This window comes from Prosthecobacter sp. Pr1 (assembly GCF_057652315.1).
Window position 1 is genome coordinate 41,578 of record NZ_JBYFBS010000007.1, and the last position, 19,241, is coordinate 60,818.

The 19,241-nt window shown below is 58.6% G+C and carries 13 protein-coding genes; 4 read left to right on the forward strand and 9 right to left on the reverse strand.

What is annotated here, in order from left to right; genetic code table 11:
* Positions 1-3 precede the first annotated feature (3 nt).
* The 9 genes from AC24GY_RS13545 to AC24GY_RS13585 form a co-directional block, all read right to left on the reverse strand.
* The gene (locus AC24GY_RS13545; RefSeq protein ID WP_487683750.1) at positions 4-3,099 is read right to left on the reverse strand and encodes a PAS domain S-box protein; all 3,096 of its coding nucleotides are present in this window, start codon (positions 3,097-3,099) and stop codon (positions 4-6) included.
* Between the two features lie 59 nt (positions 3,100-3,158).
* Positions 3,159-4,025, reverse strand: a complete 867-nt coding sequence (locus AC24GY_RS13550; RefSeq protein WP_487683753.1) for an alpha/beta hydrolase — start codon at positions 4,023-4,025, stop codon at positions 3,159-3,161.
* Positions 4,026-4,047: 22 nt separating this feature from the next.
* Positions 4,048-5,337 (reverse strand): hypothetical protein, encoded by a 1,290-nt coding sequence (locus AC24GY_RS13555; RefSeq protein ID WP_487683756.1) that lies wholly within the window; start codon positions 5,335-5,337, stop codon positions 4,048-4,050.
* A gap of 33 nt (positions 5,338-5,370) precedes the next feature.
* Positions 5,371-11,370 carry an alpha-2-macroglobulin family protein gene (locus AC24GY_RS13560; RefSeq protein WP_487683759.1) on the reverse strand — a complete coding sequence of 2,000 codons (6,000 nt, stop codon included), beginning with the start codon at positions 11,368-11,370 and terminating at the stop codon, positions 5,371-5,373.
* A gap of 93 nt (positions 11,371-11,463) precedes the next feature.
* On the reverse strand, positions 11,464-12,606 hold the full coding sequence (locus tag AC24GY_RS13565; RefSeq protein WP_487683762.1) for a 1-deoxy-D-xylulose-5-phosphate reductoisomerase: 1,143 nt from the start codon (positions 12,604-12,606) through the stop codon (positions 11,464-11,466).
* 19 nt (positions 12,607-12,625) lie between these two features.
* Positions 12,626-13,531 carry a phosphatidate cytidylyltransferase gene (locus AC24GY_RS13570; protein ID WP_487683765.1) on the reverse strand — a complete coding sequence of 302 codons (906 nt, stop codon included), beginning with the start codon at positions 13,529-13,531 and terminating at the stop codon, positions 12,626-12,628.
* 147 nt (positions 13,532-13,678) lie between these two features.
* The gene (locus AC24GY_RS13575) at positions 13,679-14,668 is read right to left on the reverse strand and encodes an aminoglycoside phosphotransferase family protein (protein WP_487683768.1); all 990 of its coding nucleotides are present in this window, start codon (positions 14,666-14,668) and stop codon (positions 13,679-13,681) included.
* Positions 14,669-14,729: 61 nt separating this feature from the next.
* Positions 14,730-15,650: a nucleotidyltransferase family protein gene (locus tag AC24GY_RS13580; RefSeq protein ID WP_487683772.1), complete on the reverse strand. Its 921-nt coding sequence runs from the start codon at positions 15,648-15,650 to the stop codon at positions 14,730-14,732.
* 54 nt (positions 15,651-15,704) lie between these two features.
* Complete coding sequence (locus AC24GY_RS13585) at positions 15,705-16,403, reverse strand: hypothetical protein (protein ID WP_487683775.1); 699 nt, start codon at positions 16,401-16,403, stop codon at positions 15,705-15,707.
* Between the two features lie 187 nt (positions 16,404-16,590).
* On the opposite strand from AC24GY_RS13585, the gene AC24GY_RS13590 reads away from it, so the two are divergent.
* From AC24GY_RS13590 to AC24GY_RS13605, 4 genes are all read left to right on the forward strand, one after another.
* Positions 16,591-16,845, forward strand: coding sequence for a hypothetical protein (locus AC24GY_RS13590; protein ID WP_395730981.1), 255 nt, complete (start codon positions 16,591-16,593; stop codon positions 16,843-16,845).
* Between the two features lie 203 nt (positions 16,846-17,048).
* Positions 17,049-17,225, forward strand: a complete 177-nt coding sequence (locus AC24GY_RS13595) for a hypothetical protein (protein ID WP_397385210.1) — start codon at positions 17,049-17,051, stop codon at positions 17,223-17,225.
* Between the two features lie 161 nt (positions 17,226-17,386).
* The gene (locus AC24GY_RS13600) at positions 17,387-17,827 is read left to right on the forward strand and encodes an Rrf2 family transcriptional regulator (RefSeq protein WP_397385209.1); all 441 of its coding nucleotides are present in this window, start codon (positions 17,387-17,389) and stop codon (positions 17,825-17,827) included.
* Positions 17,828-17,847: 20 nt separating this feature from the next.
* Positions 17,848-19,194, forward strand: coding sequence for a hypothetical protein (locus tag AC24GY_RS13605; RefSeq protein ID WP_487683778.1), 1,347 nt, complete (start codon positions 17,848-17,850; stop codon positions 19,192-19,194).
* Positions 19,195-19,241 lie beyond the last annotated feature (47 nt).

Genomic DNA, 19,241 nt, shown 5'->3' on the forward strand with positions numbered 1-19,241 from the left:
GCATCACCGCTTCTTCCTGCCTGGCTCGTATGGAAAGCGGCAGGTCACGACGACTCCACGCCGGGGCTTGGCCTTGATCGTCAGCCGCGCTCCGATGAGGTTGGCGCGGTAATCCATCACCCGCACGCCGATGCCGTTGTGCTGACCGCCTTTGGTCTTTTTCAATCCGGCCCCGTCGTCTTCGATTCGCAGCTCACACTCGGTCTGGCTAACGTGCTGCAGGGACAGTTTTACTTCCGAGGGCTTGCCATGGCGCAGGGCATTGTTGACCGCCTCCTGTGCAATGCGGAACAGATGAGCTTCAATATCGTTGTTTTGAATCGCGATACCCGCGTCCACGTCGCACAAGCATGGCGTGCGGAAGTTGGTGCGCACAGTTTCGGCCAGCAATTGCAGCGCACCCACGAGACCGCGGTACTTCACACTGGTGGGCGAGAGACCGTGTGACATGCGACGAACTTCGGAAACGGACTGGCGCAGGAGTTCATGAATGCGCTGAGCCTGCTGCCGGGGCTCGCCATCCAGGTCTGCCTCCAATGCTTCCAGCAGTGAGACAATGCCGGTCATGGTCTGGCCCACGCCATCGTGCAGATCGTGCCCCACACGCGCCTGTTCCTGCTCCACCACACGCAGCACCTCCTGCTGCAGACGATTGCGTTCCGTCATGTCTGTTCCCGTGACCACGATGCGGTCCAGCGTGCCATCCGGTTTGCAGGTGGCAATGCTGCGCAGTTCGACAATGCGCCACTCCCCGCTCTTCGTCCGCAGGCGAGAATCCGTGGGCGGATTTTTTTCCCCACGCAGGAGACGGGCAAAACGCTCCTTCGAGCTCACCGTCTCCGCCTCATCCATGAGACCGATTTCCCAGGGGGTTTTGCCGATCACGTGCTTGTTGCTGTACCCCATGGTTTCGCTGAACGACGCATTGGCATGCACGAAGCGCCCGTCCAGATCCAGCACGACGATGAATGCGGATGTATGGCTCACCAACGCCTGGTTGTAGGCCAGTTCGCGACGGTAGTCGAGCTCCACACGTTTGCGCTCTGTGATGTCTTCCACCACGGCGACATGACGCAAGGGCGGCTCACCGGGAAGCCACATCGGTGCAACGGTCAGATTCACCCACTTCAGGGTGCCGTCTGGCAGCAAGTTGCGTTTTTCGAGGTTGTAGCTGCGAATCTTTCCCGCCTTCAATTCCTCCATGCGCTGCAAGGATTTCGGCAAATCCTCCGGCAGGGTCACATCACTGAAAGTCAGTTTCAGCATCTCATCGCGCGAGCGCTGATTGATCTCACAAATGCGCTGGTTCACGCTGAGAAAACGTCCCGTGGTGGTGTCCATTTCAGCAACGCCTACTGCGGCCTGCTCAAACACGGCACGGAAACGCTGCTCGCTGGCCAGCAGCGCCTGCTCAGCCCACTTGCGGTCTGAGATGTCTGAAATGGTGCCAGTCATGCGCACCGCCTCTCCTCGCTCATTCCAGTCGGCTTCTCCCCGGGTGAGAAACCAGCGGTATTCGCCGTTCTTGTTGCACAATCGAAGTTCCACCTGATAAGGCACACGCTTTTCAAAGTGCGCCTTTCGTGCCGCTTGCACTCGCGGCCAGTCCTCCGGGTGCAACCGGGACATGAACGACTCCTGGTCCTTGCCAAGATGATCAGCCTCCTCAAATCCAAGCATCTGCTTCCAGCGCGGTGAGAGGTAGGTTTCACCTGTCACAATGTTCCACTCCCACAAACCGTCTGTCGTGGCACGCATGGCACGTGCATAGCGCTCCTCGCTGACCAGCAGCGCCAGCTTGCGTTCTTCACGTTCAATGGTCAGTGCGGCCAGGCGTGCAGCGGCTGTGATCGCTTGAATTTCCTTCTGGTCCGGCGTGTGAATCTCACGGCGATAGCAGGCGAAGGCCCCCAGCACCTGCCCTGCGCCACTCACCACTGGCTCAGACCAGCAGGCAAGCAACCTGGCCTTCTCCGCGAGTTTGTGAAATGGCTCCAGACAGGGATCGGCCAGTATATCCGCACATATCACCCGTTTGCCACTGAAGGTGGCCACACCGCAGATGCCGGTGTCAGCAGCAATAGGTGCTCCATCCAGTGCCTTTTTCACATACTCGGGCAGACTGGGGGCAGCGTGCAAACGCAGCCTCGTGCCAGTTTCATCAGCCAGCATCACGCTGCAGCGCATGCCGGGATGCCCAGCCTCAACGCTGCGCACGATGGCCTCCAGTACGGCGGCGCACGGAGCCCCCTCCACGATCAGCTGCAAATTATGCTCCTCCCGCTCCTCGGCTGCCTTGCGGCGGGAGATGTCTTCCAGCGTTCCTGTCATGCGCAAGGCTCGCTGCTGATCATTTCGGCGAATGACCTTGCCACGACCCATCACCCATTTCCACGAACCATCCTTGCAACGCATGCGAAACTCCCGGTCAAAACCGTCGGTTCGCCGCATCAAATGATCATTTACTGCCAGTTCGGTTCCCGGCAGATCTTCGGGATGCACCATTCCCTGCCAGCCGATTGCTGCGTCTGGGGTTGGCTCATCTCCACGATAGCCGAGCATCACCTTGAACTGGCTGGATCGGAAGATTGTGTTACGTGTTAGATCCCAGTCCCACACTCCAAAACCTGAACTCTCGAGGGCAAACTTCCAGCGTTGCTCTCCCTCCTGCAGGCGCTGTTCCGCCAGCACACGCTCCGTGATGTCCCGTCCGACCGACTGCATCTCCTTCAGCAGCCCCTGATCATCGAAGAAGGCACGATTGACGAACTCCATCCACCTCAACCGCCCTTTGCCGTCATAAACCCGGTTCTCAATGACAACGACCGGAGTCTTCGGCGAAAGCAGCCGCAGCCTCTCCTCGATCAGCTGCACGTCCTCGGTCACTGCGCCAGGCTGCCATCGCTGGCCGATCAGCTGCTCACGTGTCCTGCCAAAGAAGCGACAGTAAACTTCGTTCACATAGGTGAGGGTGCCATCCGGAAGAAAGCGGCAAATAATCTCCGTCAGATCCTCCACCACGATGCGGTGGGAATCTGGAGCTAGCAGCTCACTCGCTGTAGCCGGCGGGGCTTTGGTTCGGGCATTGCGTGTCTTCATGCAGGCACAGCGTCACCATAGTCCGGTTCGGAGTACAAGCCACCACACAGATGAGGGGATCACGGAATGTATCCCATCGACTTCATCCATTCCGCCACACGGTTTGGCCAGTCGTTTACTGGACCACCGCTTTTGCGCATGCCGAAACCGTGGCCTCCTTTGGCGTAAATGTGCAGCTCGCAGGGGATGTTGAGCTTTTTGTATTCTAGATAGAGCAATGCGCTCGCGCTGGCCGGCCACGGATCGTCATTGGCATGAACGAAGCACATCGGCGGCGATTTGGCAGTGACTTCAAAACCCGGCAGCAGATGCGTGATGTCCTCCTTGCTGACGAGGTAGGCTGGGTAAACAGGGATGGCAAAATTCGGTGTCGCGTCCTCGACATCGAGCGCAGGATCAGTCGTGTAAGTCCGCGCATTCGCATGCAGCGCCGTCATCACTGTCAGATGTCCGCCGGCTGAAAAGCCGAGAATGCCGATGCGATCAGGCTTGAGACCCCACTCCGCTGCGTGATGACGAATGATGCCCATCGCGCGCTGTGCATCCTGCAAAGCCTCGCGGCCTGGGTCCTTCGGATCACGCTTCGGCACACGGTATTTGAGCAGAATGCCGGTGACACCATGCTGTTTGAGAAATTCACACACCTGCGAGCCTTCATGCTCATACGCGAGGATGCCGTAGCCGCCGCCAGGGCACACCATCACCGCCGTGCCGTTTGGTTTCTCTGGTTTGAAAACCGTGATCATGGGATCGGTCACGTTCGTGATGCGCTGCACATCATCTGCCGATTTTTTCGGCACTTCCTTCTCAGCCTCGATCTTCACCCCGGGCAGTTCTGGCGCACCTCCCGGCCAAAGTTTCACAACGATCGGTTCGGCGGCAAAAAGCGACGATGAGACAAACAGAAGGGCGGGAATAAGCTTCATGGTGCCGCCAATGGAGCGGAAATCACCTCGCAACGCAAGGCAGCATCATCGCATCCCGCATGCCGTGGAGGATTTTTTTGTCCGCCGGACAGACCGTGGCCAGCACCCCGCCGAGCGCAGGGTCATTGTCTTCCTCAGACGTAGCAAAATAATAAGGGCACAACCGCACCCGGCTCTGCATCGCCCGCGTTGCCTGCTTGTCTTCATCCCAGGCCGGATGCGTCACCACCCTGGCGCGATGAAACTCCTGCAACACGAAAGGATTCGTCGGGAAGCTAGCTAAAGCCTCATCAATCGCCGTGCCCCACTGCTCTTGTGACAAATCGTGCCCGATGAACACCCCGCGCGATCCCCAGCCGCGCTCGGAAAAACCGCTGATCTTCAGCACGAGCTGCCGCTGCTTGCCCCCGAAAGCTTTCATCTCATGCCAGCTCTGAATGTCGAGCTTCGGCCACACCGCAAAAGGCGGCAGTGGCACCGGATCGACCACCCAGCCCATCGGGATGCATTGCTGCAAGAGCGTCAGATGCTCAGCGCTGAGTGCCGAGCTCCAATAATCCACCAGTGCGGGCGACCAAAACAACGCCAGCCACAGCTTCTCTTCGAGGAAGGCTTTGATCGGCGGCGTAAACCTAAGCTCACCACGCTCCGCCATGCGCAGCATCACATCAGAATTTTCCACGTTCGCGAGATCAAACAGCTCGAAAAAGCGGTAAATTGCAGCGCCATTGAGCTCATAAGGCTGCACCTCCCACGGCCGCAACACGCGACGTCCCAGGCGCTCCGCCAACCAGCTCATTTCCGGAAGATAATCGCCCGATTCACGCGAGATGAGGATGTCCTCGCTCGGAAACGCAGCGGCAAATGCCTCAATCATTCCAGTGGCTCCACCGATCACGTCTTGATCCAACGCTGCGTAGGTCTCATTCAGCCAAGCCGTTAAACCAATGCCGCCGGGAAGCGAATCCAGCTCCGAGATGGTCACCCCGGTTTCCGTCAGCACCAAGTCCGGCCGAAGAACGCGGGGCAGTTCTTCATGCCAGCGAGGATTCCGCCCCAACTCGGTGACCCGCTGCGGCTTGCCCTGATCCAGCAGCTTTGCCACCCATGGATATCTCTCATCGAAGTACAACCGATTGCACACCCGCTGAAATGCGCGCAGTGCCGGCCCTAGATTGCGGATCAACGTCACCGTTGCCGCATCCAACGCGAACGCTTCTGGAGAAAGCACCCATTCCTTCTCCGCAAAGAAGCCCTGCTCCGGGAAGGAAGCGCGGATTTGGGAAATAGATTCAGCGGCAGATACTGGCATTGAAAACGATTACGACGGACGAATTCATCTGTCTCATTTCACTTCTGCGACTTTCGTATTTCCCGAAGGCAGAGTGCGAATGCGCTGAGTCGGACTGAGGCCGTATTTATCGGGCTGATACATAGCCTCAATGCGGGCGGGCGGGGCGGTCGTGTCACCTTCGGCGATGACGCGGGCGAGGTATTGCAGGCTGAACTTGCCTTTCGCAGGTGCGAAGTCGGTGAAGAACAGGGCGCGGTCGGTGCGGATTTCGCGGTGGTCGCAGAACCAGGCCTGGGTGCCGTCGGGCAGTTGGTCGCCTTCGCGTTCACTCTGGGTGCCGAACTCAGGATTGATGGCTTCGAAGACGGCAGGCAAAGCATCGTCGATGGCGAGGTAGCGATCACCACCGCCAATCTCGATCTTGAGCGTGACGACCACCATGTCTCCGACGCGGAGGTCATCGGTTCCGGAGGTGGAGCCGTCCATGTTCAGTTCTTCGTAGCTGCGCTCGATGGCGTAGCCCTTGTTTTCACCCGCGAAATCGCGCTGCGGCGGGAAGCTGCGGGCCTCGATGCGACCGTAGATCTCGCGACCTGCGGGAAGTTCGACACTGAGCGGCTTTGCGCTGAGCGCCTGATTGAGCGCAAAATTCACACGAGTGCTGGAGAACCCTGCGGCAAGATTCAGCGGGATGGCCTGGGTATCCCAATGCCCCGTCGCAGTGAGCGGTTCGCCGACTTTCTTCAAGCTGCGTTCGTAGGCGGCAAGGGCGGTCAGCGTCCAGGCATTGGTGAAGGTGTTGCCCCACTCACCGCGACCATTGCGCGATTGCAGAATCGAGACGGCAAGGTTCTCCGCGTCTTCAGTGAGGCCGAGATGCGTGTAACAGATCAAACGCAGCGCCTTGTTCGCACCGTTGCCAGCCCAGTGGCTCCAAACGACAGGTCTTGGTGCTGGTGCCGCCTTGGCCTTGGTTTCTGATTTGGATTTGGTCACTGTTTTCGACTTGGCCTTGGCGACCTTGGCCTTGCTGTCAGCCTTCGCGGGAGCGGGATGCTCGACAGGTTTCCAGCCGAGCGTGTCCTTGATCTGCTGCTCAGGGGCATTGGTCAGGCACATGGAGAGAGCGAGATAGAGCCTGGCGATTTCAGGCAGATGTTCGCGCCGACCAAAAAGCAGGTTCTGATAGGCAGGTTCGGGTTTCCCTGCCTTCGCGAGAGTGTAGAGCGCCAGAGCGGAATCGGTGATGTTGTAGAGGTCTTTTTCCTCATCAAGACCGCGCAGCTTCTTTGAGAGGAATTCGACGAGCTTGTTGATCGCATCCGCAGGCACATCGGCGCCTTGATCGCGCGCGCGCAGCAGCAGCATGCCGCCGTAAGCACTGCCCCAGAAGCTGGACTCGGTGCCGCCGGGCCAGTAGGCCAAACCGCCTTCATCCGTGGTCATTTGCAGGAGTTTGTCCACACCTGCCTGCACCACCTGCTTGGCCTTGCCGCCACCGAGTTGATCGGGGAACAGCGGCTCGTATTTGCCGAGGGCGAGCCAGGGCATCGTAGCCGAGGTCGTCTGTTCAACGCAGCCATACGGATAGTGCAGCAGGTAATCGAGAGCATCACGGGCCTCAAAGAGGCGGCTGTTGCTGATGCCAAGTGAAAGCGAGCCTTCGCCTTCGAGCAGCGCGGGGTTCACGTCCTTGATGAGGTTCTCGTTCGGTTCATCAGCTTTAAGTCGCGTGTAGCTCACGTAGCGCAGCTCAGGCACAGGATGATTCACCTCAAAAGTCGATTCCGTGCCGTCGCTGGCGGCAACAGGCCAGTTCACGCCGCGTGCGGTCCATTTCCATTTAGCAGTGCCAAGCTGCACGAATTGCACCGGAAAGGCGGTGGCGGCGGTCTCACCGGCTTTGATTTGCAGGATGATCTTCTGCTGCTTGGCGCTGCCACCGGCATCTGCCTTCAGTGAAGCAGGGACAAAATCACGTTTCTCCTGAATGAAGTTCGCCGTGGCGTCGAGTTCTAGCGTGACCTCCACCGCGCCGACATTTGGCGTGGTGTTGTGAACAACGGCTTTGACGAGGAATTCATCGCCCAGGCGGGCGAAGCGCGGCACGGCGGGCTCAATCATGAGCGGCTTGTTGATCTTGAACGCGGATTCGCCGCTGCCAAAACGATCCACCCCCTGCGCGGCGACAGCCATGATGCGATAACGCGTGAGATTGTCCGGCGCGGTGACACTGGCGGTCAGCCTGCCCTGCACATCCGTGGTGCCAGATGCGAGCCACAGCGGCGTGGCGATGAAGTTTTTGCGTACGCTGATCGGCCCCATCTCGCCATCACCACCCTTGTTGGCATCGCCGACGACGAACCCCTTGTTGCCCCTGTCTCGTGCAGCAGACTCTTCAGATAGCAGATTGTCAAAGGAGGTAAAGCTGTCGATGGCGAGCGGGAGTTCGGCATGAAAGAACGCGGAAGGATCAGGCGTCTCATGCTTCATGAGGCTGAGCACGCCTTCATCGACGGCGTAGAGCGTCACATCAGCCCCTGAGACAGCCGCACCTTTGGCATCGGTGATCGTCGTGGTGATTTTCACCTCTTCTGCAGGACGCACTTCATCATGATCCGGCTTCACCGCGAGCTTCAATTCTTTCGCATCCGACTCAACCGTCAGAGCGCAGTATCCGACACGATACTCAGGCATCTTGTGCTGCTTGGTGCTGGCGGCTGAACCACGGATGACGATGACGGAGACGAAGACATTCGGGAACTCGTCTTCACCAAGAGGCACGCGGATGATCGGATTTTCGAGTGTGAGTTCGGTCACAAACTGGCGGTGCAGCTTGTTGCGCTCCACGGTGACGAGGGCAGTGCCAGCGATGGGTGTCTTGACCACGATGACCGCATCCTCCCCAGGCTTAAGCGTGGTTTTCTCCGGCTGAAGGTTCATGCGATTGCCATCCTCCATCGCCCATGGGAACTCTTTGCCTCCGACGGCATAGAAAGGCATGCGGGAGAGAACCTTCGTGCCTTTGGCATCCACAGCCTCCGCAGTGACGAAATACACACCGCCGCTGGCGGGAGTGAAGGGAACAGTGACCGAGGGAGCGGAACCTGCTGTAGCGGCTTTCAAATCGAAGCTCTGCTTCAACTCCTCACGCAGAATAACCTGGTCCTTGGTCGTCGATCCGCCGCCAGCAGTGGCGATTTTGAGCGTGTGGTATTCCTGGCGCTCGACTTTGAGATCCACGTGCACAGTGCCTGCGGCAGGAGCGCCTTTGGAATCAATCGCGACGACTTCAAGCTGCAGCGCCTTGCCAGCACTGCCGAAATAATCAGGACCTTTGAGGCCCAGGAGAAAGTTCGCGCCGGGCACTTCAAACTCAGCGCTGGAGCTGATGGTCTGCTCGTTGATGTCGGTGACTTCAGCATTCACCCGCACGCGCTGTGGCAGTGCAGCACGGTCTGGCGGCGGCTGCGGCATTTCGAGCGTGGCGGTGCCGTCTTCGGCCAGGAAGAGATTGCCATTAACGAACCACTCGTTCTCCACATCGTCATTTTCATGACCGGCGTAGTCGCCATCGGCATCACGATCCTGGGCATAGTGTGCCCACAAAGGCGCTTCGCCAAAATGATACTGGCGGTAGGACTCTGGCGCTTCGTAGTCACGCTGCGAGTTCGCGCTCCACTGCACCTTGGCCACGGAGAGAGCCTTGCCCATGTAGTAATTCGCACTGAGCGGCACGTGAATGCGGTCGGGCTGATATTTGATGCCTTTCGTGTCCAGCTTCACCTCAAAGGTGTTCGGCTTGTAGTCGTCAATGCGGAAGGTCATGCCGCCACCGTCATTGCTCTGACTGTTCGGATTGACCGCTTTGAGATTGATCGAAAGATCATACCAGCCCGCAGGGCCGGTCGGAAGAACAAGATCATCCGCCCAGGCACCGCCGGCGGTGAACGTGACAGGCTTGTCGACCACGACGCGGTAACGCGGATCGCGAATGACAAGACGTCCCTGCGCAGGTTCCTGATCAAGGCTCAAATCATCACCAATCAGCAGCCGAGTGTGCGCCTTGAAATGCGCAGTGTCACCGGGCTTGTAGAGCGGGCGATCAGAAAAAACAAAGGTTCGCCGCTGCGGCTGCCAGACGTTTTCATAGGCCTGCGAGATGTCGTAGGGAATGGAGATGCTGCTGTCGTTGCACTCAATAACGGCGCTATCTCCGTTCTTTTCAGCAAGCACGAATGCAGGTGTGGCCCCCGGAGCGGTGGCGATGCCGCTGGCGTCGGTGTCACCGTAACCGATGAGTTTTAAATCGGTGTCGACAAGGGTGAGACGCACACCAGGCACTGGCTTGCCTGTTTCCAGGGAAGTCACGAAGATCATCGATTCGCGACCATTGCTTTTTTGCATGATGCCCAGATCGGTGAACTGCACGAGCGTTTGGGTGACAACACCTTTCTGCGCGATCCCATCTGCAGCTGTACCTTCAAGTTCAATGAAAAGCGGCGCAGCAGGGAAATCGCCGAGCACTTCGCGCCAGTTCAGCTTCAGAATCTCGCTGTGATCCAGCGGCTTATTCACTGGAAAGCTACGGTCAAACACCTGCGTACCGGGGTAGGCATCGATGGACTGAGTCTTATAAGCCGCCTTTTGTTTGTCGTTGCCGTAGTAGGCAGTGCGATAGGCGCGATATTGATCGAGAGCTTTGAGCAGTTCGGGACCGTTGAGCCGTTTCGCCCGCACCCGCACCTGCTTCACGTTTGCGGCACTGAATTCATAATTCGCATCACCCTTGGCCAGCTGCGCATTGATGAAGGTTGGCGCGGCCAAGTAGGGAGGATTGGGAATGAAGGTGACCTCGTTTTTATAATTCGCCTGCAGCGGCAGATTGTCCCCCGAAGTCATCGCCATATCGACTGTAACGGTGTACTTCTTGTTCACTTCGAAAGGCCCGGTGAAGCGCAGCGTGCGGCCTTGAATTTCGACCTTGAGTCCCGTCACTGGCCCCTCATCTTTGTTTACCACCGACGCCAGCTTCTGACCGAGTGATGTGCGGCGAATGGTGACAAACGGGGCAAGCTTTTGCGCAAAAGCTTCGACCATCTCCTTGGTCATTTCATCGTTGGTCGGCGGCAGCAGACGCTTGTTGAAATCGACATCAATGTAGTAGTCGCTGTCGAACGGCGTGTGCGCTTCGACTTCGCGCACCTCGAACGGTTTGATCTCACCGAGCTGGATGTCGTCACCCGTGGCGATCTGATTGACGCCGGAAGTATTGCTGAGGGTTTCAGCGATGGTGAGGCGCCATTTGCCAATGGAGAGCTGTGTTTCAGGCTCAATGATGATGGCACTGAGGCGGGCGGCATCATCCCCCACGGAAGGCTTCACCTTGGAGATCTGCTCCGCCCAGGTCGCCTGCGGCTCGGTGCCCATGCGAGTGAAATCCTTGCCCGTGGCATGGCGGATTTTGGCAGCGACCGGCTGCGGCGATGATTCAGAGACAAACTTGATGTGCTTGACGACCTCCGCAGGCATCACGCTGTCGTTGAACTCAAAGAGAAAGCGCGGGGCGCGATTCTGCGCATCATCGTCGAACCAGCGCGGATGCTGGTCGATGATGCGAAAGCGGGCGCTTTCCACGGAATCGAGCTTTTCGGCGGCGATTGGTTTGCCCGCGAGGTCCGTCAAACCGGCGCGAAGTTTGAACTCGTAGCTGGCGGCAAACTTCGGTGCCTGAGTCAGGTGGAACTGACCGCTGCGGGTGCTCGTCCACTCAAACGTGCCGGTCAGCTCTGGCAGGATGACCAGGGGTGAAGTGGCCGCAATTTTGCCGATTTGCTCCTTCGCCACCATCGCAGTCGGAAATACGACTTCGATGGTGGAATCCGGTGCCAGTTCCTCCGGATTGATGGTGATGTCCGCATGCAGTTCCTGCGGTGGCGGCGCTTTTGTGTCAGGACGGCCTTTAGGCGGAGCCGCGTGAGAGATGGCAGAAGCAGCAACAAACGCCAGCGTCATGGCTGGCAGCAGCGCGAGGCTGAAAGAGGTTTTCATGGCGAACAGTGGGTTCGCCGTGAGAGTAGCACGCCCCCCGCAGGGGCGAGGATATTTTTGGAGAGTTTTTGGAAACTCCGACCTGGCCTCGAATCAGATCAATTCAGCCGCTTTTCGCCGCGCCCACGCATCCGCCTCGATGAGCGCCTCAAGATCTGGATGCTCAACCGTCTGATGCGCCGTCATAACGCGCTCAACTGTCTGCCAGATGCCGGGGAATGAAATCTTACCGTTAAGAAATGCTTCGACGGCGACTTCGTTGGCCGCATTCAGGACGGCAGGCAGGGTGCCGCCGACCGTCCCCGCCTGACGGGCGAGGTTGATCGCGGGGAAATCATCCACGCGCGGCGCTTCGAAATGCAGGGCTCCTACCTTGGCAAAATCGAGCGGCTTGAGATTGTTCGTCACGCGGTCAGGCCAGGTCACCGCGTATTGGATCGGAAAGCACATGTCGCTGTGGCTGAGCTGGGCGATGACGCTGTTATCAGCAAATTCGACCATGCTGTGGACGATGCTCTGCGGGTGCACGACGACCTCGATCTTGTCCATCGGCACATCGAAGAGCCACTTCGCCTCGATCATTTCCAGGCCCTTGTTGAAAAGGGTGGCGCTATCGATGGTGATCTTGCGCCCCATAGTCCAGGTGGGATGCTTCAGCGCCTGGGCGACGGTGACACTAGGCAGTTGATCAGCAGGCAACTGGCGAAAGGGGCCGCCGCTGGCGGTGAGAAGGATGCGCTGGACGCTGCTGTGCCGGTGGCCTTCGAGACACTGGAAGATGGCGTTGTGCTCGCTGTCCACGGGCAGGATGTTCACACCTTTGCGTTTGGCGGCTTCGGTGACGGCTTCTCCGGCCATGACGAGGATTTCCTTGCTGGCCACGGCCAGGTGCATGCCGCGCTCAATGGCGGCGAGCGCCGGTGCAAGGCCGGCGGTGCCGACGATGGCAACAAGCACCATGTCGGCATCGGATTCGTTCACGAGATCGACAAGCCCCTGCGTGCCGGTGTGGACCACGACATCTGCGGGCAGCAGTGCACGTGCCTTCTCCGCAGCGGCGGCCTCGGTGAGGGCGACCTGCTTTACGCCGGTCTCGCGGACCTGCTCCACAAGCGCCTCGACACTGCAATTTGCTGCCAAGCCGACAATCTGCATGCGCTCGGGGATGTCGCGCGCGACTTTGAGGGCACTGGTGCCGATGGATCCGGTGGAGCCGAGGAGGAGAACTTTGCGCATCACGAATGCTTGCTTTGGCTTATCGTGCGATGGCGGACAAGTAAAAATAAAACACCGGCGCGGTGAAGAGCAGGCTGTCCGTCAGATCCAGGATGCCGCCGATGCCGGGAAGCGCGTGACCGCTGTCCTTGATGGCCACGCAGCGTTTGAGCACGGATTCAGCCAGATCCCCCGTGACAGCAGTGGCACAAAGCAGAGGCGCGAGGATCATGCCATGCACCCAGGTGATGGGGGCAATTTTTTCGGGGATGGTGGCCAGCAGCACCGCAGCAGCGCCGAAAGAGCCGATGAAGGCGCCGACAAAGCCCTCCCATGATTTCGCAGGGCTGATGTGCGGGATCATTTTGTGCTTCCCAAACAGCACGCCAACCACATAAGCCCCCATGTCGCTGAACTTGGTGACCATGATGAGGAAGAGCACGAGAAAGATGTCAGTGATGCCCTTGCCATCCGCATGGAAGTACATGAGCCGCACCATGAAGCCAAAGAAGATGACGGTGTAAACGGTGCCGAAGACGGTGTTAAAGATGCGCTGCAGCGTAGACGCGCCTTCGAGCTGATGGCGGTAGCAGAGGATGAAGGAGCCGTGCACGCTGGCGGTGAGCGCCGCGAGATCAAACTCCATGGGTGGCGCTTTGTGACGGGAAGTCGTGTACCAGAGAACCACTCCCCAGTAAACAATGCAGATGACAAAGCCCAGCGCATTGAAGGAGCGCGCATGCGGATCATTGCGCAGCAGCCTGAAATACTCGACTGCGCCAGACACACCAAAAAAACCCGTGATGGCGATGATCAGCCAGGTGTTTTGCCACTGCAAAAAGGCCAGGGTCAGGAGAGACCACAGCAGCAGGGTGCTGAACAAACGGGATGCGAAAACGCGACGCTTGCTGGGCGCGGGGGTCGGCGTGGCGGCGGTTTCGGACATGCGGAAGGTTGGGGTGTGCCATTTAGAGCCTATCCAGCAGGTGAGAGCAATGCGATTTCGCATTTGGCTTTCCTTCCTGCCCCGTTAATTTCCACGCTCATGGCAGCCTGCGTCATCCAGCCCGGCCGGGAATAGCGCCAAATTTGATCACAGCCCGCCGGCAAAAAACGTGCGAAGTTCGTGCAGCCCCAGCCCTTCGGCGCAGACTTCGGCCAGATTCGACACCGCAGCCGGGATGTGATGTTCGTAGTGCGGTTTGCCGAGATTGCGGCTGAGATTGGCATAAGCCCCGAGCGCCTGCATGAGCCGCTGGGCGGCGCAGAGGTAAAATACTTCACTCACATCATGAAGCGGCAGTCCGCGATACTCGGCATAGTAGCTCAGCAAGCAGGCGCGCTCCGTTTTCGCGAGGCTCACATACGGATCATAAAGCAGCGAGGCGAGGTCGTATTCGGCGCGGCCGAGGCGCAGGCCTTGATAGTCAACCAGCCACGCGTCCTCACCGCGAATGAGCACGTTCTGGCTTTGAAAATCCCGATGCACCAGGCAGCGCGGTAGTCCGGCCAGGCGGCGGCGGAGCTGCCGGAGCGTTTCATGAGCGGCGTTGTACTCAGCATTGGCAACCTCGCGCCCCAGATAGCCTCCCACAAAGTGCTCGAGGAAATAGCCCTGCTCCCACTCGTAAAGCGCCTCATCAAAGCCGGGTTCCAGCTCGTTGATATCCACCGGTGTGAGGGTGTTTTCGCCGACGCCATGAAACTTGGCCGCCTCACGCAGGGTCGCCTGATAAAGGGGCAAACGCCGTTCCCAAGGATGGTCGTTGAAGGACTGCAGGTCGATGCGACCCAGATCTTCCAGCCAGACACAAAGGCGCTGCTCATCGAAGGCATACACTTGCGGCACATGCGCACCGATTTTCCTCAGCCGATAGGTGGCGGGGACGAACTTCGGATTATCACGACGCGCCAGGGTGTAAACCATGAGGATCATCGGCTCCCGCTCAGCCTGCCATTTGAGTCGGTAGAAGTGGCGGTCAGAGGCCCCCTTGAGGATCACCTCCACTTCACACGGAGTGCCGTTCAGTTCAGGGAACTGTTCGCGGGTGAAAATGAGCAAAGCCTCGTGTTCGGGGAGCATGGTGGGGAAACGTAGAATGACGAATGCGGACGCTGAATGTCCAACGCAAAGCAATTATCGCCTAAAAATCGACGTCTTCAGCCCTACCCGCCGCCGTGATGCCGCTGCGGACGATGCAGCGCTTCAGATCAGCACCTGCTTTAACCCGTCCCCCGGGCCAGACGATGCTGTCCTCCAACTGTGTTCCGGCCTCGATCACGGCTCCGGCACCGATGACATTGATGCCACGCAGCACGGCCCCGGCTTCGATTTGCGCCGCTGGATCGATGGCAGGGCCATACATGCCGTTCAAAGCTGAATGCGCTGACAAATAGGCCGTGCGGCTGCCCAGATCCCACCAGCTGCCCTCATCAATCACGACGGCACCAAGTTTCGCTCCGGAGCGGATCAGGTTGAGAAAGATGGGGATGACGGACTCGACCTTGCCGGGAGTGATCCAGTCATGAATGGCCGGATCGCAGGCGTAGATGCCGGTGAAGAGGTATTTCCCTTCGTCACCTGTGCCAAGCTTGTTGCGGATGTCGGTGACGAGACCACGCCGGGGATCAAAAGCGATGTGCAACGACGGCCCATGACTGCGCAGCACCAGGGTGACGAGATTGCCGTTTTCACGGTGCTCAGTGAGCAGCGGCTTCAATGGCAGGTCAGTGAGAATGTCGCCGTTGTAGACGAGAAAGGGCTCGTTTCCGAGCAGATCACGCACATTGGCTATCCCGCCGGCGGTTTCGAGGCGCACCGGGCTCTCATTTCGGAACTGGATCGGCGTGCCCTTGTAACTTTGATCCGGAAAGGCCTCGGCATAAGCCTCGGGGATGTGGTGCGTGTTCACCACCAGACGTGACACGCCCGCCGCCATCAGGTGATCAAATGCATAGGTGATCAGCGGCCGGTGAAACACCGGTACCAGCGGCTTCGGAAGCTGCTCCGTCAACGGTTTAAGCCTCTCACCAATGCCTGCGCCCAATACAAATGCCTGTTTCACGCGCGGCATTTACGCGGACACGATGGCGGCGCAAACGGAACTTGCCCCTGAGGATCAAGCAGTTCGCTTCTTTCGCAGCCAGGCGACGAGCCCAACAAGGACTGCCACGGATATCACCACCGGCAGAAAGTATCCTCCATCCGAACCGGTGCCGCACAGCGCGCACATGGGATCTGCGCCGTCCAGCGCATTTGCGGCCTGTACGGAATCCGCCGTGATGGGCGGCGGTGCCTTGGTGCGCGGCGTGAAGGTTTTCAAATCCAGCACGTAGCTCGTTTCACCAGGAAAGAGGATTTGGTAGCGCTCCACTTTCTTGCCCAGGGCGGTGTTGTGATACAGGACGCTCAGTGTTCCCGTCGGCAGGGCCTTGATCGAGTAGCCCGTGCTGCCTGCAGGAAGCTTGGTGCGCCAGGTGCCGGTGAGCATGACCGGGTCTTCTGGCAGTTTAAGCGGGGCATTTTCTGCTGCGGTAAACTCCCAGGCAAGATCAGGCTTCACCTCCACCACGGGATCGAGAACGACCTCGACCACCTTCTTCACATACTCACGGGCTTGGGCCTTGAGTTTTTCCTGCTGCTCCGCCGGGGTAACGCCCAGGTCGGCATTGGTAAGGTATGGGGCCACATTGGGATCCGGCTGGAAGCTGCGAGGGTCAATCTCTACCTGCATCATCCAGTCCCCGTTTTGCTCAAAATGGGCACGCACCGCGACATCTGGCAGCGGATGCGCCAGGCAGGGGGCTGTAAACGCCATAAAGGCGAATATGGAAAAGAGGGCCGGGAACTTCATCCAGCCAGCGTGGCACAGCCCGGGGCCATGTGACGAGCTTTTTTCAAAAACCCCACATTTTTTGATTGTCAGGGGGGGCGGCTTTCGTTTTGAATAGGTGCAAATCCGCTCGGTCACTTCCTGACGGAAAGCTAACCAAACTCAACTCAACATGAAATCCATCCTCACCACCCTCGCCGTCCTCGGCCTCTCCGTGTCCGCTTTCGCAGGCTGCGGCAAAACCGAAACCACCAGCGGCAAGCTCAAGTCCGTTAACGCTGACTCCAAGTCCATCGTGATCGACGCTGGCGGCAAAGACGTCACGCTCACCCTGACCGCTGCCGTCACCGGCGCTGACAAGCTCGTCGGCAAGAAAGTGACCGCCGTCAGCTCCCACAAGAAAGTGGAATCCCTCAAGGAAGGCTGATTTACAGCGAGGTGATTCATTCGCCTTTTGAAGCCCGGAAGCGCCCCTTCCGGGCTTTTTCATGCCTGGGAGCAGACCCAAGATCTCAGCGAATTTTTAATTATTCTTGAGATTGCATGAAATAACTTGTTTGTTTTGCCCTCTTAATGCTGCTCAGAGGTCATCCGACCTTTGCCAGTCACAAGACATACACACCACACACTATGAAATCACTTCTCACTCTTGCCCTCATCTCCTCCGGCCTCCTGCTGAGCAGCTGCGCCAATGGCCATTGCGTCTTCGCCAAGAAGAAAGAAAACTGCTCCTCCTGCTGCACGCCTGCCGCCAAGAAGAGCACCGCCGCCTGCTGCGCAACTCACACTCCCGCAAAGAAGAAGTAATTTCTGGCAGATCGGATCTCAAAACCCGGAGGGAACACCTCCGGGTTTTTTTTGTCATCGAATTAGACCACTTTTGTTCTCCACTGCGTCTCTATTGTTGCAGTTTGTTTAAACATGCATGCCATATGCAAGTTTAATCTCATGCACTCGTAAATCGAGGCATGCGACTCAGCCTTTTCTCTGATTACTCCCTGCGCGTGCTCATGTTTGCCGCGCTGAAGGGGGAAACATTTTCCCTCAGCGAAGCCGCTGAAGCCTACGACATCTCGCGGCACCATCTGGTGAAGGTGGTGAACTTCCTGGCCAAGCTCGGCTACCTCGAAACCCGCCGTGGCAGAGGCGGCGGCATCGCTCTGGGCATGCCGCCGGAGGACATCCGCATCGGCATGGTCGTTCGCCGCACGGAGGACACACCTTTCATCGTCGAGTGTTTCGACAAGCAGCACAACACCTGCGCAATCAACGGTTCCTGCCGTCTCAAGGGTGCGCTTGCCCAGGCCGTGAACGCCTTTTACGAAACTCTCGACCGCCACACGCTGCGCGATCTTGTCAACGGTTCCGCAGGCAAAGACATGAAAGCAAGGCTGCTGCCGCAGCAGTGACGAATACCGACTCATCCGCCATGACATCCCCTGCCTCCAAGTCTCCGATGCGCTCAACATTCTTGCCGTTGAGCCTGGCCATTTTGGCTTCGTCACTCCTCACGATCCATGCCGAGGATGAATATGAAAACGCTCCTATCCGCTATTCTGATAGCACACCCAACGACGCTGCTCAGCAGCTCGAAAGCCAGATGGCCGCAGGCAAAGTTAAAATCGACCGCACCGATGCCTGGACCGTTTTGCGCGATGTCATGAAGCAGTTCAACATACCGCAGGAGTCGCAGGTCATGGTCTTCTCCAAGACCAGCAAGCAGAACGACCGCATAAGCCCCCAAACACCACGCGTGGTCTATTTCGGTGACAACGCCTATGTCGGCTACTGTCTTGGTGGCTCGATCGAGGTTGCCACCATTGATCCGAAGCTCGGCCCCATCTTTTACCTGCTCGATCCTTATGAAGTGCCCGCCAAACCCCTGCATTTTCAGCGCGACAACAGCTGCCTGAGCTGCCACGGCGGCCCCTTCACCCCCGAGGTGCCCGGCGTCATTGTTCGCTCCGTGTATCCCGGCCCAGAAGGCCATCCCATCATGAGCCAGGGCAGCACCGTCGTCGATACGACAACCCCATTCACCGACCGCTGGGGCGGCTGGTACGTCACCGGCAGGCATGGCAGCATCCTGCACCGCGGCAACGTCACCGCCACAGAGAAGAATGATCAAACCATCAACATCGATTTCAAAGCAGGGGCCAACATCACCAACCTCGCCAAGTTTTTCGACGTCACTCCCTACAAGCGCAAGCAGAGCGACATCGTCGCCCTCATGGTGCTGGAGCATCAGACCAGCGTGCAAAACATCCTCACCAAGGCGAACCACGCCGCCCTGCGTGCCATGCACATGCAGACGAGTCTTCAGCGCGAACTGGGCGAAACCGTCATGAGCGAACCCACCGGCACTGCCCGCCGCATCATTGACCATGCCGCCGAGGACGTCGTCGAAGCCCTGCTCTTCAAAGACGAAGCCGCCCTGCCCGAAGGCGGCATCGAAGGAGATCCCGCCTTCCAGACGGCCTTCACCAAACGCGCCCCGCAGAGCAGTGACGGCCGCAGCCTGAAGGATTTTCAGCTCCTGCATCGCCTGTTCAAGCACCGCTGCAGCTACATGGTCTATTCCCTCACTTTCCAGCACCTGACCGCCCCGCTGAAGCAAACCGTCCTCACCCGCCTCTGGAACATCCTTGATGGCAAGGATACCTCCGGCCACTTCGACTACCTCACCACCACCGAACGCGGCCACATCCGCCGCATCCTCGCAGAGACACTGCCCGGAGCCCCGGCGGAGTGGAAAAAGGCGCTGGCCTCAAAGTGAGCAGAGCTGCGAGTTGAAAACCCGCGCTCCATCTTCAACCTGCGTGT

Bases quoted from the DNA above. Each gene is read 5' to 3' on its own strand.
- AC24GY_RS13565 (WP_487683762.1), bottom strand. From the start codon at position 12,606: ATGCGCAAAGTTCTCCTCCTCGGCTCCACCGGATCCATCGGCACCAGT.
- AC24GY_RS13605 (WP_487683778.1), top strand. From the start codon at position 17,848: ATGACATCCCCTGCCTCCAAGTCTCCGATGCGCTCAACATTCTTGCCG.
- AC24GY_RS13550 (WP_487683753.1), bottom strand. From the start codon at position 4,025: ATGAAGCTTATTCCCGCCCTTCTGTTTGTCTCATCGTCGCTTTTTGCC.
- AC24GY_RS13575 (WP_487683768.1), bottom strand. From the start codon at position 14,668: ATGCTCCCCGAACACGAGGCTTTGCTCATTTTCACCCGCGAACAGTTC.
- AC24GY_RS13585 (WP_487683775.1), bottom strand. From the start codon at position 16,403: ATGGCGTTTACAGCCCCCTGCCTGGCGCATCCGCTGCCAGATGTCGCG.
- AC24GY_RS13600 (WP_397385209.1), top strand. From the start codon at position 17,387: ATGCGACTCAGCCTTTTCTCTGATTACTCCCTGCGCGTGCTCATGTTT.
- AC24GY_RS13560 (WP_487683759.1), bottom strand. From the start codon at position 11,370: ATGAAAACCTCTTTCAGCCTCGCGCTGCTGCCAGCCATGACGCTGGCG.
- AC24GY_RS13545 (WP_487683750.1), bottom strand. From the start codon at position 3,099: ATGAAGACACGCAATGCCCGAACCAAAGCCCCGCCGGCTACAGCGAGT.
- AC24GY_RS13595 (WP_397385210.1), top strand. From the start codon at position 17,049: ATGAAATCACTTCTCACTCTTGCCCTCATCTCCTCCGGCCTCCTGCTG.
- AC24GY_RS13590 (WP_395730981.1), top strand. From the start codon at position 16,591: ATGAAATCCATCCTCACCACCCTCGCCGTCCTCGGCCTCTCCGTGTCC.
- AC24GY_RS13555 (WP_487683756.1), bottom strand. From the start codon at position 5,337: ATGCCAGTATCTGCCGCTGAATCTATTTCCCAAATCCGCGCTTCCTTC.
- AC24GY_RS13570 (WP_487683765.1), bottom strand. From the start codon at position 13,531: ATGTCCGAAACCGCCGCCACGCCGACCCCCGCGCCCAGCAAGCGTCGC.